At 41.4% G+C, this 17,491-nt stretch carries 17 protein-coding genes; 6 read left to right on the top strand and 11 right to left on the bottom strand.

Translation table 11 applies throughout. The features are described 5' to 3' along the window. Positions 1-379, top strand: a 379-nt coding sequence (locus V7K36_RS18360) for a hypothetical protein (protein ID WP_335118048.1), incomplete at its 5' end; no start/stop codon positions are given. On the opposite strand, the gene V7K36_RS18355 is transcribed toward V7K36_RS18360, so the two are convergent. The 6 genes from V7K36_RS18355 to V7K36_RS18330 all read right to left on the bottom strand — a co-directional run bounded on the left by V7K36_RS18355 (position 365) and on the right by V7K36_RS18330 (position 5,036). Continuing rightward, positions 365-1,318 (bottom strand): MDR/zinc-dependent alcohol dehydrogenase-like family protein, encoded by a 954-nt coding sequence (locus V7K36_RS18355; protein WP_335118046.1) that lies wholly within the window; start codon positions 1,316-1,318, stop codon positions 365-367. The genes V7K36_RS18360 and V7K36_RS18355 overlap by 15 nt on opposite strands. Positions 1,319-1,470: 152 nt before the next feature. After that, the gene (locus tag V7K36_RS18350; RefSeq protein WP_335118044.1) at positions 1,471-2,043 is read right to left on the bottom strand and encodes a hypothetical protein; all 573 of its coding nucleotides are present in this window, start codon (positions 2,041-2,043) and stop codon (positions 1,471-1,473) included. A 63-nt stretch (positions 2,044-2,106) separates the two neighbouring features. Beyond that, complete coding sequence (locus V7K36_RS18345) at positions 2,107-2,355, bottom strand: hypothetical protein (RefSeq protein ID WP_335118043.1); 249 nt, start codon at positions 2,353-2,355, stop codon at positions 2,107-2,109. Between the two features lie 248 nt (positions 2,356-2,603). Continuing rightward, a complete protein-coding gene (locus V7K36_RS18340) occupies positions 2,604-3,626 on the bottom strand; it encodes a zinc-dependent alcohol dehydrogenase (protein ID WP_335118051.1) in 1,023 nt (340 codons plus the stop codon). Between the two features lie 98 nt (positions 3,627-3,724). Then, complete coding sequence (locus V7K36_RS18335; RefSeq protein ID WP_334830385.1) at positions 3,725-3,910, bottom strand: hypothetical protein; 186 nt, start codon at positions 3,908-3,910, stop codon at positions 3,725-3,727. Between the two features lie 55 nt (positions 3,911-3,965). Continuing rightward, the gene (locus tag V7K36_RS18330) at positions 3,966-5,036 is read right to left on the bottom strand and encodes a glycosyltransferase family 4 protein (RefSeq protein ID WP_335118041.1); all 1,071 of its coding nucleotides are present in this window, start codon (positions 5,034-5,036) and stop codon (positions 3,966-3,968) included. A 459-nt stretch (positions 5,037-5,495) separates the two neighbouring features. Between V7K36_RS18330 and xth the strand changes: the two genes are divergently transcribed. Then, positions 5,496-6,278, top strand: a complete 783-nt coding sequence (gene xth / locus V7K36_RS18325; protein ID WP_335118039.1) for an exodeoxyribonuclease III — start codon at positions 5,496-5,498, stop codon at positions 6,276-6,278. 415 nt (positions 6,279-6,693) lie between these two features. Then, the gene (locus tag V7K36_RS18320; RefSeq protein WP_335118037.1) at positions 6,694-6,894 is read left to right on the top strand and encodes a hypothetical protein; all 201 of its coding nucleotides are present in this window, start codon (positions 6,694-6,696) and stop codon (positions 6,892-6,894) included. Between the two features lie 257 nt (positions 6,895-7,151). Here the strand turns inward: V7K36_RS18320 and V7K36_RS18315 are convergent, their stop codons facing one another. From V7K36_RS18315 to V7K36_RS18300, 4 genes are all read right to left on the bottom strand, one after another. After that, positions 7,152-8,282, bottom strand: a complete 1,131-nt coding sequence (locus V7K36_RS18315; RefSeq protein ID WP_442948481.1) for a T3SS effector HopA1 family protein — start codon at positions 8,280-8,282, stop codon at positions 7,152-7,154. A 19-nt stretch (positions 8,283-8,301) separates the two neighbouring features. Then, positions 8,302-9,543, bottom strand: coding sequence for an aminoglycoside phosphotransferase family protein (locus tag V7K36_RS18310; protein WP_335118035.1), 1,242 nt, complete (start codon positions 9,541-9,543; stop codon positions 8,302-8,304). 1,234 nt (positions 9,544-10,777) lie between these two features. After that, entirely contained in the window at positions 10,778-10,942 is a 165-nt protein-coding gene (locus V7K36_RS18305; protein WP_335118033.1) for a hypothetical protein, read from the bottom strand. 205 nt (positions 10,943-11,147) lie between these two features. Further along, positions 11,148-12,746 carry a cellulase family glycosylhydrolase gene (locus tag V7K36_RS18300; RefSeq protein ID WP_335118031.1) on the bottom strand — a complete coding sequence of 533 codons (1,599 nt, stop codon included), beginning with the start codon at positions 12,744-12,746 and terminating at the stop codon, positions 11,148-11,150. Positions 12,747-13,324: 578 nt separating this feature from the next. On the opposite strand from V7K36_RS18300, the gene V7K36_RS18295 reads away from it, so the two are divergent. From V7K36_RS18295 to V7K36_RS18285, 3 genes are all read left to right on the top strand, one after another. Then, positions 13,325-14,128: a hypothetical protein gene (locus tag V7K36_RS18295; protein ID WP_335118029.1), complete on the top strand. Its 804-nt coding sequence runs from the start codon at positions 13,325-13,327 to the stop codon at positions 14,126-14,128. A 285-nt stretch (positions 14,129-14,413) separates the two neighbouring features. Next, positions 14,414-15,463 (top strand): BMP family protein, encoded by a 1,050-nt coding sequence (locus tag V7K36_RS18290; protein WP_335118027.1) that lies wholly within the window; start codon positions 14,414-14,416, stop codon positions 15,461-15,463. A 6-nt stretch (positions 15,464-15,469) separates the two neighbouring features. After that, on the top strand, positions 15,470-16,945 hold the full coding sequence (locus V7K36_RS18285; RefSeq protein ID WP_335118025.1) for an ABC transporter ATP-binding protein: 1,476 nt from the start codon (positions 15,470-15,472) through the stop codon (positions 16,943-16,945). Between the two features lie 33 nt (positions 16,946-16,978). Here the strand turns inward: V7K36_RS18285 and V7K36_RS18280 are convergent, their stop codons facing one another. Next, the gene (locus V7K36_RS18280; RefSeq protein ID WP_335118023.1) at positions 16,979-17,446 is read right to left on the bottom strand and encodes a hypothetical protein; all 468 of its coding nucleotides are present in this window, start codon (positions 17,444-17,446) and stop codon (positions 16,979-16,981) included. Positions 17,447-17,491: the final 45 nt, after the last annotated feature.

The raw sequence follows: 17,491 nt of genomic DNA, 5'->3' as shown, positions 1-17,491 counted from the left end.
TGGGCATTGGGCATTGGGCATTGGGCATTGGGCATTGGGCATTGGGCATTGGGCATTGGGCATTGGGCATTGGGCATTGGGCATTGGGCATTGGGTATTGGGCATTGGGGCAGGGCGCAGGGGGCATTGGGCATTGGGGCAGGGCGCAGGGGGCATTGGGCATTGGGCATTGGGCATTGGGGCAGGGCGCAGGGGGCAAGGGGGAGAATTAAAAATTACCTCTTTCCCCTCTGCTCCCTGCTCCCCTGCTCATCTTTCCCACTCCCCATTTAGTCGCAGCAAAGCACGAGCGATCGCTAATCTTTGCCATTGTCCCCCTGATAGATCAATCTATATTTCACCTCGACAAGACTACATCCAACTCCTAACCAATCTCTAACAATATCTTCAAAACACCCCGACTCTGAGCGTGTTCAAAAGCTGCAAGCCCTTCAATCAGGGGGTAGGTAGCATGAATCAGGGGTTGCACGTCAACTTGTCCTGTGGCTAGTAGCTGGAGGGCTGGGGGAAAGGGTCCACAACGAGAGCCGATGAGGGTGATTTCATCCACTACTAAAGAAGAAGCATCCAGACTGAGTTTGCCAGAATAAGTACTTTTAAGTACAAGCGTACCACGGGGACGTAGGGCGCGACGGGCGATCGCAAATCCTTCTGGATTGCCAGTACATTCTACTGAGATATCGAAATATCCATCGGTAACAGCGTCGGCTAGACTCGTTTTTATTCCCCGTGCCTCTAAGTTAGCTAGTTTGTCTCGATGACGTCCCACAGCTAAGAGTTCACAGCCAGTTAGGGCTAGTGTCTGGGCTACCAACTGCCCTAGTTTGCCATCTCCAACCACTAGTACCCGGTCATTTGGACGCAATGGTACTTGCTGCTGAATTTCCAAAGCTGCTGCTAAAGGTTCAGTAAATGTTGCTACTTCCGTTGACACATTATCAGGTACGAGATACAAGTTCTCTATCGGTAAACAGAGATATTCACCAAAAGCTCCATTCCGGTTGACAATACCTAGAACTGTGCGATTTTCGCAGTGAGTTGGTTGTCCATTGCGACAAAACCGACAATGCCCACAGACAGCGTTGATTTCTCCAACTACGCGTTTGTTAACTAAGTGTTCTGGCCCTTGTTCCACGATGCCGACAAATTCATGACCTAAAATACCACTGTAAGGATAGTAGCCTCTGAGTAGTTCCAGGTCAGTGTTACAGATACCTGCACGCAAGACACGTATCAAGGCTTCCCCCGGTGGTGGTTCAGGAATGGCAATATCTGTGCGTAATTGCAACTGCTTGTTTTCGAGCCAAAGTCCTTTCATTTTTCTTCACGTCCTTTGCCTAATATTTTGTCATACCATTTTCAAAAATTTTTGCAACATAATCAATCGGCTGTAGGGGCGTACATTTGTATATGCGTGTCAACATAATATTATACGAGCGATCGCGAACTTGCGATTTAGCACAACCTACCCTACCAAGGAGTTGCAGCAGGTTGGTCGTTAATGTTAACCCAATAGCGGGTACACCGTGCTAAACCGTTTATATCGCCATAGGCTTCTGCCCAGAAACTCCATCCAGCATTAATACCAGTACCATCATGGAATTCTGCCATCCGATATCCAGAGGTACCACGAACAATTTGTCCTACTTGGTTGCATATATTATCTGCAACTGCTTGAGACGTTAATTGTTTTCCTTGTATATTGGGAATCACCAACACTGTACCACCAGACCAAGAGTTGTTAGTTGCATCGCCAGGACTGATAATGGACGGAGGTAGACCTGCTGGTGCTGGATCATTTGTCTTTTTAATGCAGAGCAGTGAACGATAATTGTTGATATTAGTGTCGCCTTGATAAGGATCAGTGCCACCTGGCTGACCAATATCCGAACCAAACAAAACATAGGTTTTAGAGTTAAGCACTAGAGGTTTTCCGAACACTTTCCAGGTCATTGCTTTAGGGTTGGCTTGAGCCGCAGAAATTGAAACAGTCATCATCAATCCAACTGTTACAACACTTGTTGCAAAAATTTTGTGGAACATGGTGTTTTTTTAGCTTAAACAATGCCACATTTCAAATTACAACAAATTAGGTAATTTCTCATATCAGTAATGTAAAAACGCACGAGTGACACCGCTCCCGTCACGAGTTAGACCGCTCCCATCACGAGTGATACCGCTTCCATCACGAGTCACACCGCTCCCGTCACAAGTTAGACCGCTTCCGTCACGAGTCACACCGCTTCCGTCACGACTTAGACCGCTCCCGTCACGACTTAGACCGCTCCCGTCACGACTTAGACCGCTCCCGTCACGACTTAGACCGCTCCAGTTTGTTGGGAAGTGTGTAGACACAAAGCAATTTGTTACTAGATATCGCTGCGTAGGCAGAGCTCAACTTAGACGATCACACTATTGGTCTGTGGAGCTAAATAAGTACTAAAATTCATTACTTATTTGTTGAATTGTTTGAAATTTTTGTAGAAGTTTTCACTGCCCAAAAATCAGCTGCTCGCTTAAAAGGTAATAATAATCTGGCATCGCTTTGTTCCAGTAAATGTAAAAAGTCTAGACTCAGAGCATCTGCTGTACCCCCTAAAAAACTAAGGAATCATCGCTACCTTAATAACCTGACGCGCCTTCATCTCACAAAATACCTGTTCTAAATCTTTTAATGGCCGCTGTTCACTAATAAGTAACTCAAAGAGAATTTTGCGACTAGCGATCAGTGCAAGCGCCTCCCGCACATACTTTGGTGTATTATGAAATACGCCTTTAATAGTGAGTTCGCTGTAGTGTAACTGTTCTGTATTAACGGTAATGCTGGTATCCCGTGGACATCCACCGAATAAATTGACTGTTGCACCAGGACGGGCGCAGGCGATCGCAGTTTCCCAAACACTTGGTACACCAGTGGCTTCAATTACTACATCTGCGCCCCATCCTTGAGTGAGTTCTTTCACCACACTGGGAATATCTGCGATTTGATGATAATTAAAGGTCTGGATTGCACCCAATTTCTGACCAATTTCTAGCCTGTGGTTATTACCTCCCCACAACAAAACCTCAGCTTTCTCACTCAATGCTGCCACAAACATCAGCCCGATCGCCCCATCTCCTAAGACGACTACTTGATCTTTGGTTTTGACATCAGAACGCGCTACACCATGCAACACACAAGCTAAGGGTTCCGTCATCGCTGCCAATTCCCACGACAACTCATCAGGAATCTGCAACAAATTATGCTGTACTATCGGTGCGGGAATCTTCAAGTATTCCGCAAAAGTTCCATTATTCCAGGTCAGATTCGGACATAATGAATACTCTTGGCGTTGACAAAAAAAGCATTTCATGCATGGGGCGGAATTATTAGCGACAATGCGATCGCCTATTTGCCAATCAGTGACACCTGCACCCAAGGCAACTATTCGCCCAGCAGCTTCGTGACCAAACAGCGACGGCGGTTTCAGCATCTTGGCATGACCACCACGCCCCCAGACTTTCAAATCTGTACCACAAGTTGTTGCTACCCCCACCTGGATCACAACTTCGCCAGCCGCCGGAGTGGGGTCAGCAACTTCCTCTAAGCGTAAATCTTCTTGACCATAAAGTAAGGCTGCTAACAAAGCTTTATACCTATCAATTAGCTCCATCCGATTTTATCAGTTGGAGCTAATTGATAGGTATAAACTCGATTTCTATTAGGCTTTATTATGTCGAAAAACTAGGTATTCACTACTGGCTGGGGAACCACTCCGGTGTTCCGAGTTTCCAGATTAGGCAAACGAGTACCAGTTAATAGCGGTACTTCTTGTCGGCACGACAGGCAAAACCAATATAGTTCACCATGACGGGCATGACGCAGCAGGGAACCACCGCAACATGGGCAGGTGTTAGTTCTCGTACTCATACCAATGTGCTCCTTAAAAAAAGTTATTGTTTAAGCTGGATAAAAAAGCAGTTGATTAAAACTGAATTTTGGCAGCACGAATGCGGCCATTTGATTCTATGCGGTCTTTAATAATTTGTCTGTAAACAGCTTCATATCCGTTAACCATTTGGCTAACGCTAAAGTTTTTTTCCACATATTTTCGACAGGTTTGACGATTGAGTTCCAAAGCTAGTGGAATCATTGCCGCCATTTCTGTATAGCTTTTGCAGATAAAACCTGTTTTATTGTGGGCAATCACTTCCGGTACGGAGCCTAAATTCATGGCAATCACTGGTGTACCAGTTGCCATTGATTCAATCATTACTAGGCCAAAAGGTTCTTGCCAGTTAATAGGGAAAAGAGTTATGGCAGCATTGCCCAAAAGTTCAGTCTTTTCGGCGTGGTTAATTTCGCCTAGATATTCGATTTGCTGACCATCTATCAGGGGGGCAATCTCTTGTTCAAAAAACTTAGAGTCTGCTGGATCAACCTTTCCTGCCATCTTCAAGCGCCAACCACTCTGTTTGGCAATAGCGATCGCATGTTGTGGTCCTTTTTCTGGCGAAAAACGACCTAAAAAGGCCAAATATGGAGGTTCTGACGGTTGGGCTACGAATGGATAATCCGCTAGGTCAATTCCGTTATAAACCGTGTCAATATAATTGAGATCGAATTGACGCTGCGAATTACTAATGCTAACGTATGGTTGCTTTTGGTGGTAACTAAATGCGTGACGGTTGTCCGTTGTAAAGTTACCGTGCAGGGTGTGGACTGTAGAAGTTACTGTTATCAAACTTGCTAAAGCTAATGCCGAAATCCCTACATGAGAATGGATAATATCGAATTGGGCAGCACTTTGGTAAACTTTGCTCAGTTCCAACATTTCGTACACTGCATACTCTTTGACATTTGGATCTAAGCGTAATGCCTGCGGAAAAACTGCTTCTAAGTGAGCTAAAGTTTGAGAATCGCCAGAGGCAAACAAAGTTACCTGATGACCGCGACGAACAAGTTCATCAGTCAAGCGACTCACGACCAATTCGATTCCTCCATAATTAGGAGGTGGAACCCTTTCCCATAAGGGAGCGACTTGAGCGATTTTCATAAGTTGTTTTGGTTCAGTCTATGAAATTGTCCTCTATATAATGAGCTTCATCATTATATTATAAGGAAAGAGGATTTGCACTTACTCTCTTGACATTTAAATTAACCTAACAGGCTACTAAAAGCGCAATAAGAGTTAACCCTACCGCAAATTTTCTACCGACAAATCTAATAGACTATCGGCAAAAGTCAACCTGGAGCTACCCTTCTAACCGTATAGCTAATCTATTACTTGTTGCATCTGTCTTGGGGATCATAATGAGGTAAAATATTTTGTAGCAGAACTTACAAAATGGCAGAATTTGTAGCTGAGAATACTAAAATACTCAATGGGATCAAGTCATTAAAGCTTCGTTTAAACGTAATTGGGAAATGGAACAGAAATTATAAGTATTAAGCAATTGTACAAAAATTACATAACGTGTAATTAGTAATTTACAAAAATTCTGATAACTAACGAATGAAAATCGCTACTTGGAACGTCAACTCAATTCGCACTCGCCTCGAACAGGTTATCGATTGGTTAACCCTGAATCCTGTTGATGTTCTCTGCTTGCAAGAAACCAAAGTTGTGGATGCTGAGTTTCCGCGATCGCCTTTTGAGCAGTTAGGATATAAGCTTTATATCTCAGGACAAAAATCTTATAACGGTGTAGCTCTGATTAGTCGCCAGCCACTCCTAGAGGTAAGTAGCGGGTTTCGGGCGATCTTACCAGATTTACACCACGAATGGGATGATCAAAAGCGGGTGATTACAGGTGTAATTGATGGTGTTCGGATTGTGAACTTATATGTTCCCAATGGCGCAGCAGTCGGAACTGAAAAATACGAATACAAACTGCGCTGGTTGACAGCGTTACACGAGTATTTGCGGTTGCTCGTGCTGTCAGAACCGCCAATTTGTGTGTGCGGAGACTTCAACATCGCACTGGAAGACAAGGATATTCACGAACAAGTGAGTACAGAAAATCATATTATGGCAACAGAAGCAGAGCGCCAAGCCTTACGGGCTATTCTGACACTGGGATTTGCCGATGCTTTTCGCAAATTCACTACAGAAGGCGGAAATTTTAGCTGGTGGGATTATCGCGCCGCCGCCTTCCGTCGCAACTTAGGTTGGCGGATTGACCATCACTATCTTACACCCGTGCTATATGAGCGTGCTAAAAGTTGCATCATTGATGTCGCACCCAGAAAATTAACCCAACCCAGCGACCATGTGCCGGTAATTGTAGAATTTTAAATGGGGCATTGGTCATCTGGTGAAAATGAATGTAGAGACGTAGCAGTGCTATGTCTCTACAAGGGTTATGGATACGCATATTTATTTAATTTCTGGAGATATCTATTAGGCATTGAATATTGGACAAAAAAGAGTAGAGTTTTTATACTTGTTCACGAGTATCAAAGACTCATTAACGGATAGGACTTACGCAAAATTACACGCTAGTAGGGGCAATTCATGAATTGCCCTAAGAAGAAAATCAGGATTTCGGCTATTGTTTGCGTAAGTCCTGACGGAGTTCAAAGACTCATTCACGAGTTATTTATTCTATAGCCCTAAACCTTTAGAATCTCTAGCAGATGAGTAAGTATATTGGCAGGAGTGAGACCTAAATATGTAAATTAATTACAACAAATCAGTCTAGGAAATTATTTTGTTTTTAGGCATTGGAATGAATCAGGATCGTGCTAAATTGATAATCGCAGCCAGCGTTCAAAGCTTTGCCAGTAAAATTTTAGAAGTTTTTAAAGAATTGCCAAAGGGCATCTCTCCTGATTCAGTGTCTGTAAAACCTTCTTCTCTATCTTTTACAGGAGAAATTGATATTCAGAATTATGAAATGGATGAAGATTGACAGCTTGTAAATTTTCAGATAATCACTCCTTATAACAATACCTTCGCTAATTTACGAGGAGAGTTGATATATGAACTCCCTTTTCTCTAAGGCTTGGCAAAAACAAAGTCCTAAAAATTCCTTCAAGGTTTACCGCAAGGTTTTTTAACGTATTGCCCGCAGTATAAAGGGTTTGAGAGTCGAAACTACCTTGTAAGTTAAAGGCTCATGTATGGGTCATTTTGCTAGTTTTGCCAAGATTTTTGTAGGCTCTTATTTTAGCGAAGGTATTGATTTAACGGCTTATATATATCCTCAGAACTGGGATTAAGATAAGGACGCTGTAAATCTATTAGGTGTCGCGTAAAGTGTTGGTCAATAACTCTCATCCGTTCCTCCATCACATTTTTACCTTTTTGCCAAGCTTCTAACAAAGCATTAGCGACAATTTGGCAACGGTTCATCCCAAAACTTTCTTGTGCCGCAAATTTTTGGGTTGGTTCTTCGGCTAAACCTAACCCTGGAGCTAAAAACTTGGTAAACAAGGGAATTTCAGGCTGGAAATGGGATTGATTTTCTGGATAAATAACCTGAAGGATTGTGCGGATTGCCGGATAGTCGGGGAGTTCAAAGTAGAGTAGCCCCGAATCATAGCGTCCGTATGCAGAAGGATTGTGAAGAACCTGAAAGCTAAAGGGAATCGAGGCTGCATTCAATTGCAGTGTCAGACTTTCCATGAGAGCGATCGCACCAGATGCCGTAAAGTTAAAGTAAATTCGCCCTGCTCCCAAATCAGTATCGGGGTTGCTCTGGCGTTCCTGTCCGACATTACTAACTGCCAAGTAACAACCATTTTGCAGTCGATTTTTGGGCATCCAGATTGCTACCATGTCACCCACTTTCGTAGATTTCTTACTAGATTCTAGATGGCAGTCTGGCTCAACATAAAGTGTTAAACCGCCTTTAGTCACCGCCATAGTCCCATCAGGTTCTTTCCGCAACACCTGCCATTGCGGGTCAAAATAACCTATGCCGTGATTAGTGGCGTGCAATTGCTCGTAAAAGTTCCAATCAATCTCCAAAATGGAATTATCTGCTAAATTATGCTTTGGCGGGCGATTAGTACTATCAGTATTCACTATCAAAGTACTTTGCAGAGAGCCATTGTAATAAATTCCATAGAGAAAGTTTCGCAGCAATAGAGTGAGATACTTATGTTGTAAATCTACAGAATTGTGCTGAAATCTGTCGGCTATTTTACTCGGCAGAGCAAAGGGTTGATAATTAGGATGGTAAATACAAAAATTTGACTCAATCTGGATATTCTTAGCAATGTCCAATAGAGAAGTTAACGGTTGATTGATTGTGTATTCTGGATTCTGGATTCTGGATTCTGTGTTCTTCTTCAAATTGTTCTGCTCCCTGCCATTAACAACCGCGAAGCCGAGTTTTTTCGTAATAAATACGAAGTAACTGCGGCTCTTTTAGAGGTTGAGGAAGTTGATGGATTTTTGCTACAGTATTCAGGATTTCTGACTCTGATATCCCGAAAATAGTCAGTACAGCTTGCTCCGGCATTGTGAGTAACCTTTTAGCTACTTGGAGCATACAGATGTCAGCATTACTAAAGTATTTGCGGCACGTAATCATCTCCTGTATTTGATGAATCAGTGCCAGTCCCGCAAACTGGATAACACGCGAAATAAAGTCACTGCGGTATTCCAAAATCATGGGGAAAGCATTTATATAAGCCCTAATTAGGGCAATAATTGAAGGTTGTAAAATCTCTAACGGTGTCAAAGCTAGATGTAGAGATTCTTCTAACTCAATGGTGGGGTCTACGACGAGACTCTTGAGCCAAATTCCTAAATAGCTTGCTAATAAAGTTCCTAAATCAAAAGCTGGATCTCCCCAAGAGCAAGCTTCCCAATCAATTAGTCGTACTAGGCAATTGTCTAGTTTTTCCCACCTGGAATGAAGCAAAATATTGTTCAATTTCAGGTCATTGTGAGTCAAGCAGCAAGGATTCCAGTTAGATGCCAAATCAGCGATCGCTGATTCCAAACTCTCATACTGTTGATAGAGAACATAGAATTTCAGTGCATCCGTGGGAACAGTCCCAAAAATCTCCGGCTCAATTGAGCCTACTCCTTGCGCCGGATTGTAAAAGCCATAGCGAAACTCTCCTTGAGGAGCAGTTGCCATAAAATCCTTATATTCTCGGCGGTTGAAGGTTGCACGATGCAGTTGTGCCAAAGTAGTGCCGATCGCAGAAGCAATTTCTTGTGGAAAAATATCATTGTTATGGTAAAATATTCCAAGCTCTTGATATTCACTCAGGTAATTGCGAACCAGGATAGAATTTTCTTCGTCAAAATGCACTACCAACGGTGCGATCGCTGAAATATTGCCGAGAACTGGAAACTGCTGGAGCAACTGATGAAATAGCCATTCCTGAAACAATTCATGAGGCAGCGCGTCATTGTTGTTTACGTTACGTTCTTGTTTAAGGAGCAGTTTTCGATTATCTGCTAGAGTCACAAGTAAATCGAAATTATTCTTACTACTTCCTGGCAACTCAGATTTATCTGATGCGCCATCTTCTGAGCTACACAGACCCGCGTCTTGCAGATACTGGATAACGTTATGAGAAGACAGTGATAATACCATGTATTATTTCCTACTTCATAAATTACTTAAACTAATCTGTGTCAAATTTGCTTGGTCTTAGCAGCTTTCGGTAGATAGTAACTGATGTGTAAATAACAATAAAGATTTGTACAATCTACTAATATCCCATACTTTGGGTAGAAACCTGCCAAAACGGCACCAAGTCTTTTACAATTGCTTTAAAATTTGCTCCCAGATACCGTGACATCTTTACAAATACATCTAGAGTAAGTTTTGTAGTTGAGCCTTTTGATGTAGCTCCATCTCCTTTTTTTGTGGTGGAGAAGCATCCCCAGCAAAAATTTAATGTTCAGTAGTCATGCTGAAAGCAGTGAAGAATTTCAGAAATCCTTCGCGGCAGGAAGCATGATATTCAACGCTATTATTTTTATTTATCATCACAAGGCCAAAAAAACCGGACTTTTTAGGCAATTAGTCATGATTTTTTTCTTTAATTTTCAGAATTAATGTCTGGAAACCTTGTAATTACGTTATTTGTGTCGCCTACAAATTGTAGATGACTAGAGGCGATCGTAGACAACGGCTACATGAGTGCATCTTATGGAACTACACTTTTGTCAAGTTCGTTTGTCTGGTAGTCAAACCTCTTGGCTCGACTTTATCCAAAATTAAGAACTTGGTTCTCTTGATACGGCAAAACTCTAGCTTTTTGGTAAAAATTTTTTCCATGTCACTGATTCTCGGTGAAAACGAAAAAGTAAAACTACCGTCCCATAAAGCTTTCAGCGTTAGCTTGAGGTTGCCAAAAAATGGATAAAGTCGAGCTTAGAGGATGTTTGAAAAGTATTGGGCGAATAGAATGAGACTGTTGGCGAATTGATAGGGGGTCTAATATCATGTCCGCCAAATTACCCATAATAAAAGAACCCCACCCCCAACCCCTCCCCGCAAGCAGGAGGAGAGACAAAGCACAGCTTTGGCGGGGTGGGGTTCTTCGGGTTTAATGAGCAATCAAACGGACATAATATAACCCCTCAGCCTGAATCCATCTTAATTTCTTTAATTTTCAGTGCGTTTCAACGCACTTTAGCTATTAGCCCGCAATTTATTGCAGGGCGGGAAAGCAACGCCAAACTAAGGTTTTAGGGGTGGGGGGTTTAACAAGAGAGTGAATGTCGCCAACAGTCTCATAGAATTCGCTACTACACAAGCCTTCGCGTAGCGTCTCGCAGAGAAGTCCACCTCCGTGGAAAGCATGCAAAATCAAGGATTTTTAACCCATGTCGGTGGGTAAAGTCTCCTGTAGCCAAGCCAGTGCGTTGGGTAGCCAGCACTGTTCGCGCAGCATCTTTGCCAGGAGAAGACGGGTTTCCCGTCGCTCTTGTCTGGCAGTGCCTTGCGCGTCTCCCGCTGGGAGAAGCAAGCACCTGGTCCGCATTTCTCACAAGTCCCGCGATGTCTGCGACGGGCGTAGCTGCGGTACTCCTCATAATCCTTACCCAGAATATGTTTCGGGCATTTTTGACAGGTTATTTTTTGATGCAGTGTAAAAAACCGGAATCTAGATTCTATAAGGTTTTGAGAATAGTGGTGAGAAATCCGGGCTGTAACTTAGTGGCTGTACTTCCAACTCCCTTTTCGCTTTAAATGGAGACGGCAGCTATTTGCTGGGGTTGGTAGTCAGAACCAAGTTTATTGGCACAAAAGCCGTTATCCCGTACTTGATTTGGTTCAATTGTTTTTCCCCAGTCCAAGGGAGTCATTACATACTGTATCGCTCCTTGCTGCTTAAAATCTGCGTTCCAAGAGTTATTAATCTTAGCTTGATTCATATTAAATGCCAGTTGCCAATTGCTAACCTTGGTATTGCCCTGATTTGTAATTTTGAAACTGACACAAAATCCAGTTTCCCAGTTGGAATTGATCTCAGTAGTAACTTTTAGTTGGGCAGTACTAGTCGGAGTTGGGGAGACAGAAGGAGTCGGAGTTGGGGAAACAGGAGGATTACTCGGTTGGTCTGTCAGTTGAACTTGTACAGGTGAGAGTAGTTGGGACAGTAATTGCTGCTTGGGTAGATCAACACTTTGCCAATCATCTAGTAAAATTCCGCCTGTATCAATACTATCAGGATTCCAGCTCCAGTAAGTAAAGCTCAAGTTATTTATTTGAATGTATTTCACCAACTCATTTTGCCAAATTCCTTCTTTGGAATTTAAGTCTACTTTCCGTCCCCCAAACTCCCCAATTAAGATCGGAGCAATATTCTCACTAGCGATATAGTTAAATCCTATTTGCCAGCGTTCAATTAGATTTTTAGGAAAGTTAGAGTCATAAAAGTAGGGCTGATTGTACACCCCAGCGCCGTACTCATGAGGAGAATAGACTAGTTTGTGAGAACGAGATAAACGTACTGGGTACTTTTTTACACCTTCTAAATTTCCACCATTCCAATGCTGTAGCAGTTTTTGACCTAGGACATTCTTTTCTACTCCTTCAACGACAATCAGCCAATTAGGATTGACACTGAGAATAGCATTGCCTGCGCGTTCTGCTGCTAGTCGCCAGTCGGTATTGATGTTGTTATCACCCCAGCTAGCTTTCCCGTGAGGTTCGTTTTTTAAGTCTGCGCCAATCACGTTAGCTTGATTTTTGTATCTGATGGCTAACATTTTCCAGGTATCAATCCAGTCTGCTTCGGTAAACCCATCTCCATACCATAATTCTGGAATTTGCTCGTCGTTGAGGCGGTGGCTGTCGAGTAGGATCAGTAATCCTTGGTGTCCTGCTTCTTGAATGATTAAGTCCATTACCTCTAAGGGGGTTTTACCTTGGAGTTCTATGTTGCTGCCAATTCCAAAATCAATGCCACTTATATTAGGCGATCGCAATGCTGACACAGAATAAGGTAGCCGGATCAGATTATATCCCAAGCTTTTAATCTGCGCCAGCATTTCTTTATAATCTCGTTTCCATAAACCATGAGGGGCGTGTGTATCAGTTTCCATACCAAACCAGTTAACACCTCTGGGCAATACAACCTTGCCTTTCGCATCCACAATTGTTCTGCCAATCGTTGAAAGCGGTAGCTCTATGGGTGTCGCAGCCCTAGAAGCATCTAGCTGGATACTAGCAGGTAGTTTAGTCAAAATTATTACTAAAAATACCACTAAGCTTAAGGAAAATATCAGGAATTGCTTGTGTAACCTGAATGTTCTTGGTTTACTTTTAGAGTTCAATCCCATAATTTTATTATCCTTACTGGAGAACGATATCTAAGCTAAATTACTTATAAATTTTACGTAATAATTTTTACATTAAATATATTATTACAGTATCTTCACTGAAAAAATATTTTTATATATCTGACTATTTCATCGAGCATAAATTTTCGTATTCTGACTAAAATGCATTTATTTGACAGCTTATTAGTTATTAAATTAACATTCTATACATATAATAATCCTACTAATCTTAGAGCAATATTTAGCTGCTATTGTTTCTGTATCTTCAAAAATTGGATACTGGAAGCCAATAGGGCTAAATTCTTTGAATGGTAAGACGTATAAGCTTATATCGATATTTTTTTATTTCCCTTTATATATTCAAATATAGTTATTTAATTTACAGAAAGTTTACGTAAATCACTGAGTTCTTCATCAGTTTTATATTGAAAAAATCTTGAACAAAGGATAATTTAGATACTAAGGCAGTACACATACTGACTGACCGTGAAAGCTCTAAACAAGCTAGATGTTACAAGCGGTGATTATATCTACTGCGATCTATCCATAGTCTTTTATTTAACAAAACATTTCTGATTATGACACTTTCTGCACTGCAAAAATTCTTACTGCCACCTGCGATCGCTTCCCTAAGTATATTTTCTTTAATGTCATTTCCCCTTGCAACATTAGGCGATAAACAAATTGCCATCAAATTCCAGGAAGAACCCATTTTTTACGGCAAGCTTAGAGATATTGCTATTCCTTACGTAATTTTTGCAACTGCACTTAGTATAGGGTCTGGAATTTCAGCACTCGCTTTCTGTGGTTGGCGAAATTCTTCCTCTAAATCAGCGAAAATTCAGCAGGAATTATCTAATCTAGAGCAACAGCTACAGCAAAAAGAAGCATTACTAAAAGAATGGCAAGTTTCCGAGCCTCGGCTGCAAATTTCTGGATTGAGCGCTTTTTTAGATGACGAGGTGTCTTTTGACCAAGCTCTCAGTTCAAAAAGCTCTGCAATAACTGCATCTCAACCTATTGCAGCTCAAACCCCGACATCAATGTACGCACAGCCAGTAAAGCCTGTACCAAAGGTTGCAACTCAAAAAAATACCACTACGACTATGAGAAATGTTGCTGCTACTTCTGCGTTTGCATCTGCCCAAGCTTTCCTTAGCTATGCTCAAGAAAATCCGAACAACATCAAACAAACTGCTATTAGTGAAGTGAATCAAACAGCAATCATGCCATCAGAATTTGAAGAGTTGCAAAAACAAATTAAAGAGATGATGTTACAGATGCAGGCAATGCAGAACAATTTGCAACTAACGCCCCAAGCAACAAATGCTGAGGTAGAATCCACAGCTAAATTTCAGATATACTACAACACTGTTCTTTAAAATGTACTCAAATCTGTTTATCAAAGAGCAAAAGCTGAAGATAAACAGATTTAATGTTCATTACCTAACGCTCTTTCATCACTCTGGTCAAATAAAAATTTCAGCAAACTTATAAACAAGGTACAGCAACTGGGTTTGGAGCTTTATTTTCTAACATTATGGCTAAAATCATCTTTTTGAAATGAAAGTCTTGTGTAGCAAGGAAAGCTCCGCCGAGGCGTCAGAATCAATCAGTGGGGCAACATTCGTCTAAACTAAAATGATGATCGCTCATCATTTTAGCTTATGACACTATATTTTCCTCGACGTAAATTTGTTTTATATGGTTCAGCCACTTTCGCTACTAGCCTCTTACTGAAAGCTTGCAGGAGCAATCAAAGCACGACACCAACAGTTAGTAGTAGTGGGGAAGGTTTTAAAATAGCGATCGCACTTCCTGGAACGATCACTGATAAAGGTTGGAATCAGTCTGGTTACGAAGGCTTAACCCTTGCTAAACAAAAGCTGGGTGCAGAAGTTGCATATCTGGAACAAGTCGCCCAATCAGATCAAACAGAAGCATTAACAGACTTTGCCCGCAAGGGTTATAATGTTGTATTCGCCCACGGTGGACAATTTGATGCAGCCATAGAGCAAGTTGCTGCACAATTTCCAAATACATTTTTTGTGGGTGTAAATGGTAACAACAAGGGAGAAAATATTGCCTCTTTGCGAATAGATCATTTGCAAGGTAGTTACTTATGTGGCAGTATTGGCGGGGCTATGACTAAATCTAATAAATTAGCTTATATTGCTGGACAAGAATTCCCCGCTACCCAAGAAGAACTACGGGGATTTAAATTAGGAGCAAAATCAGTTAAACCCAATATTCAAATTACTTCTACATTTCTAGGTGATTGGAATGATGTTGCTAAGGCAAAAGAAGCTACACTTGCCTTAATTTCTTCAGGTGCGGATGTAATTTATCAATGGTTAGATAGTGCTTCACCCGCAGTTCTACAAGCAGCCAGCGATCGAGGAGTTTATGCTTTTGGGAATACAAAAGACCAATTAGATGTTGCTCCCAAAGCAGTGTTAACAAGTGCGGTTAAACGATTAGATATAGCAATAGCTTATTTAGCAGAACTCGCAAAACAAAAACAACTCAAAGGGCAGATATATACTATAGGTTTAGAAATAAAAGATATATTCTATTTAGGGAGATTTGGAGCAGCAGTACCGGAAACGGTTAAACAAAATGCTTTGAAAATACAACAGGAAATTATTGAGAAAAAAATTATCTTTGAAAGTTGTCAGGAAGCTGGTAAAGATACCCGTTGTGTGAAAAAAGTATGAAAATCAATGTATTTACGTTTAGAAAATATTAGTAAACGCTTTAACTCATTTGTTGCTAATCACAATATTAGCTTCAGTGTTGATGCAGGTAAAATTCATGGAATTTTAGGTGAAAATGGCGCAGGTAAGACGACTTTAATGAACATTATTAGTGGTCTATATCAACCTGATACCGGAAAAATTTATCTAGAAGATAAACCAGTAAAAATTACCTCTGCAAAGGGCGCAATCAAACTCGGTATAGGCATGGTATATCAACATTTTATGCTTGTGCCTCAGTTAACTGTTACCGAAAATATCATCCTGGGTACAGAAAATAGTTGGTGTTTAAATCTGCGTCAAAAACAAGAAGAAATTGCTGCTTTATCCCAAGCCTATGGTCTAGAAATTGACCCCGCAGCTCAAGTAGAAAATTTACCAGTAGGGACACAACAGCGAGTAGAAATTCTCAAAGTTTTATATCGCCAAGCCCAACTATTAATTCTCGATGAACCAACAGCAGTTTTGACACCAACGGAAGTTGAATCATTAATTAATATTTTGCGACAACTGGCGGGGGCTGGAAAGACGATTATTTTTATTAGTCACAAGTTAAAAGAGGTAATTAATCTTTGTGATACAGTAACAGTGTTGCGACGAAGTAAAGTAGTAGCGACAACCACAGCTAAAGAAGTGACTCCTCAGCAATTAGCAGAATTGATAGTGGGGAGGGAAGTAGTTTTACAAGTGAATAAATCTGCATCTGTACCGGGAAAAGTGATAGTGTCGGTACAAAATTTGTCAGTTGCTAATGATCGGGGTATTCCTGCTGTCAGCAATGTTTCATTTCAATTACGGGCTGGGGAAATTTTAGGAATTGCTGGTGTAGATGGCAATGGACAACGAGAATTAGCTGATGCGATCGCAGGTGTAAGAAGCATCATCAACGGTAAAATTGAGTTTAATAGCTCTTGTACTCGGCAGAAAATAGGTTACATCCCTGAAGATCGGCAAAAAATAGGTTTGGTGTTACAATTTAGCATTGCCCAAAACTTGATTTTGAAAGCTTTTAAAAACTTGCCATTCTGCCACCATTTTTTATTACAACCACCAGCAATAAACAATCATGCCCAAGTTGCAATGGCAGAATTTGATATTCGAGCGACTGGGGAAGATATCAAGGTAAGCCAACTATCGGGGGGAAATCAACAAAAGGTAGTATTGGCAAGAGAACTGGCGGGAGAACCAAATTTAATTATCGCGATGCAACCCACGCGGGGATTAGATGTAGGAGCGACAGCCGCAGTTCATTCTCGCTTATTGTTAGAACGCGATCGCGGTGCCGCAATCTTGTATATTTCTATAGAGTTAGAAGAAGTGATGGCAATGAGCGATCGCATTGCCGTAATCTACAGAGGAGAGTTTGTCGCTATTTTGGATGCAGAGATAGCGACGATAGAAGAAATTGGTTTATTGATGGCTGGGGGGACACGCAGAGGGTAAAATGCCAAGTCGTTACATTATTTGTTGTTTGCCCTAATGCCCACTTAAACGTCGAAGCTGATCTCGAAAATAGCAGAAGCTTGGTGATTGATTATTGTCAATGTCCATAAGGGGAGAGATCCTTTCTGCCCAAGTTGCCTTCTCTTTACCAATTCCCTGCCAACCAAGTTTAGATAATTTTTGGACACCACCGGAATATACTGTATCGGCTAACTTCTCCCATGTGCCACAAATATCATCATTGGTATATGAATTTAGGACTGCTTGTTTGGCGCTGGGATAAGCTGCCTTCACTGCTGTTAAATCACCTAGATACCATGCTTCTCCTTCCTCAATAGCGATACAAAATTGTGTCTTTGGTTTAGGCTCACAAGAATTTACGATGTCAAGTAGTTCTTTGCGAAAAGCACTCAGGCATCGGTCATCAAGATCGCAAATAATGATGAGGACGTATAGAACTCTTGCAAAAGTCTTTTGTGGTACAATGAAAAGTTTGACCATTTGTGATTAGGACAATGATATCGCAGTGAAAATAGAGAAAGCCAA

The sequence above is a fragment of the Nostoc sp. genome, assembly GCF_036919555.1.
GTDB lineage: Bacteria > Cyanobacteriota > Cyanobacteriia > Cyanobacteriales > Nostocaceae > Nostoc.
This window is presented reverse-complemented; position numbering and strand designations above follow the sequence as displayed.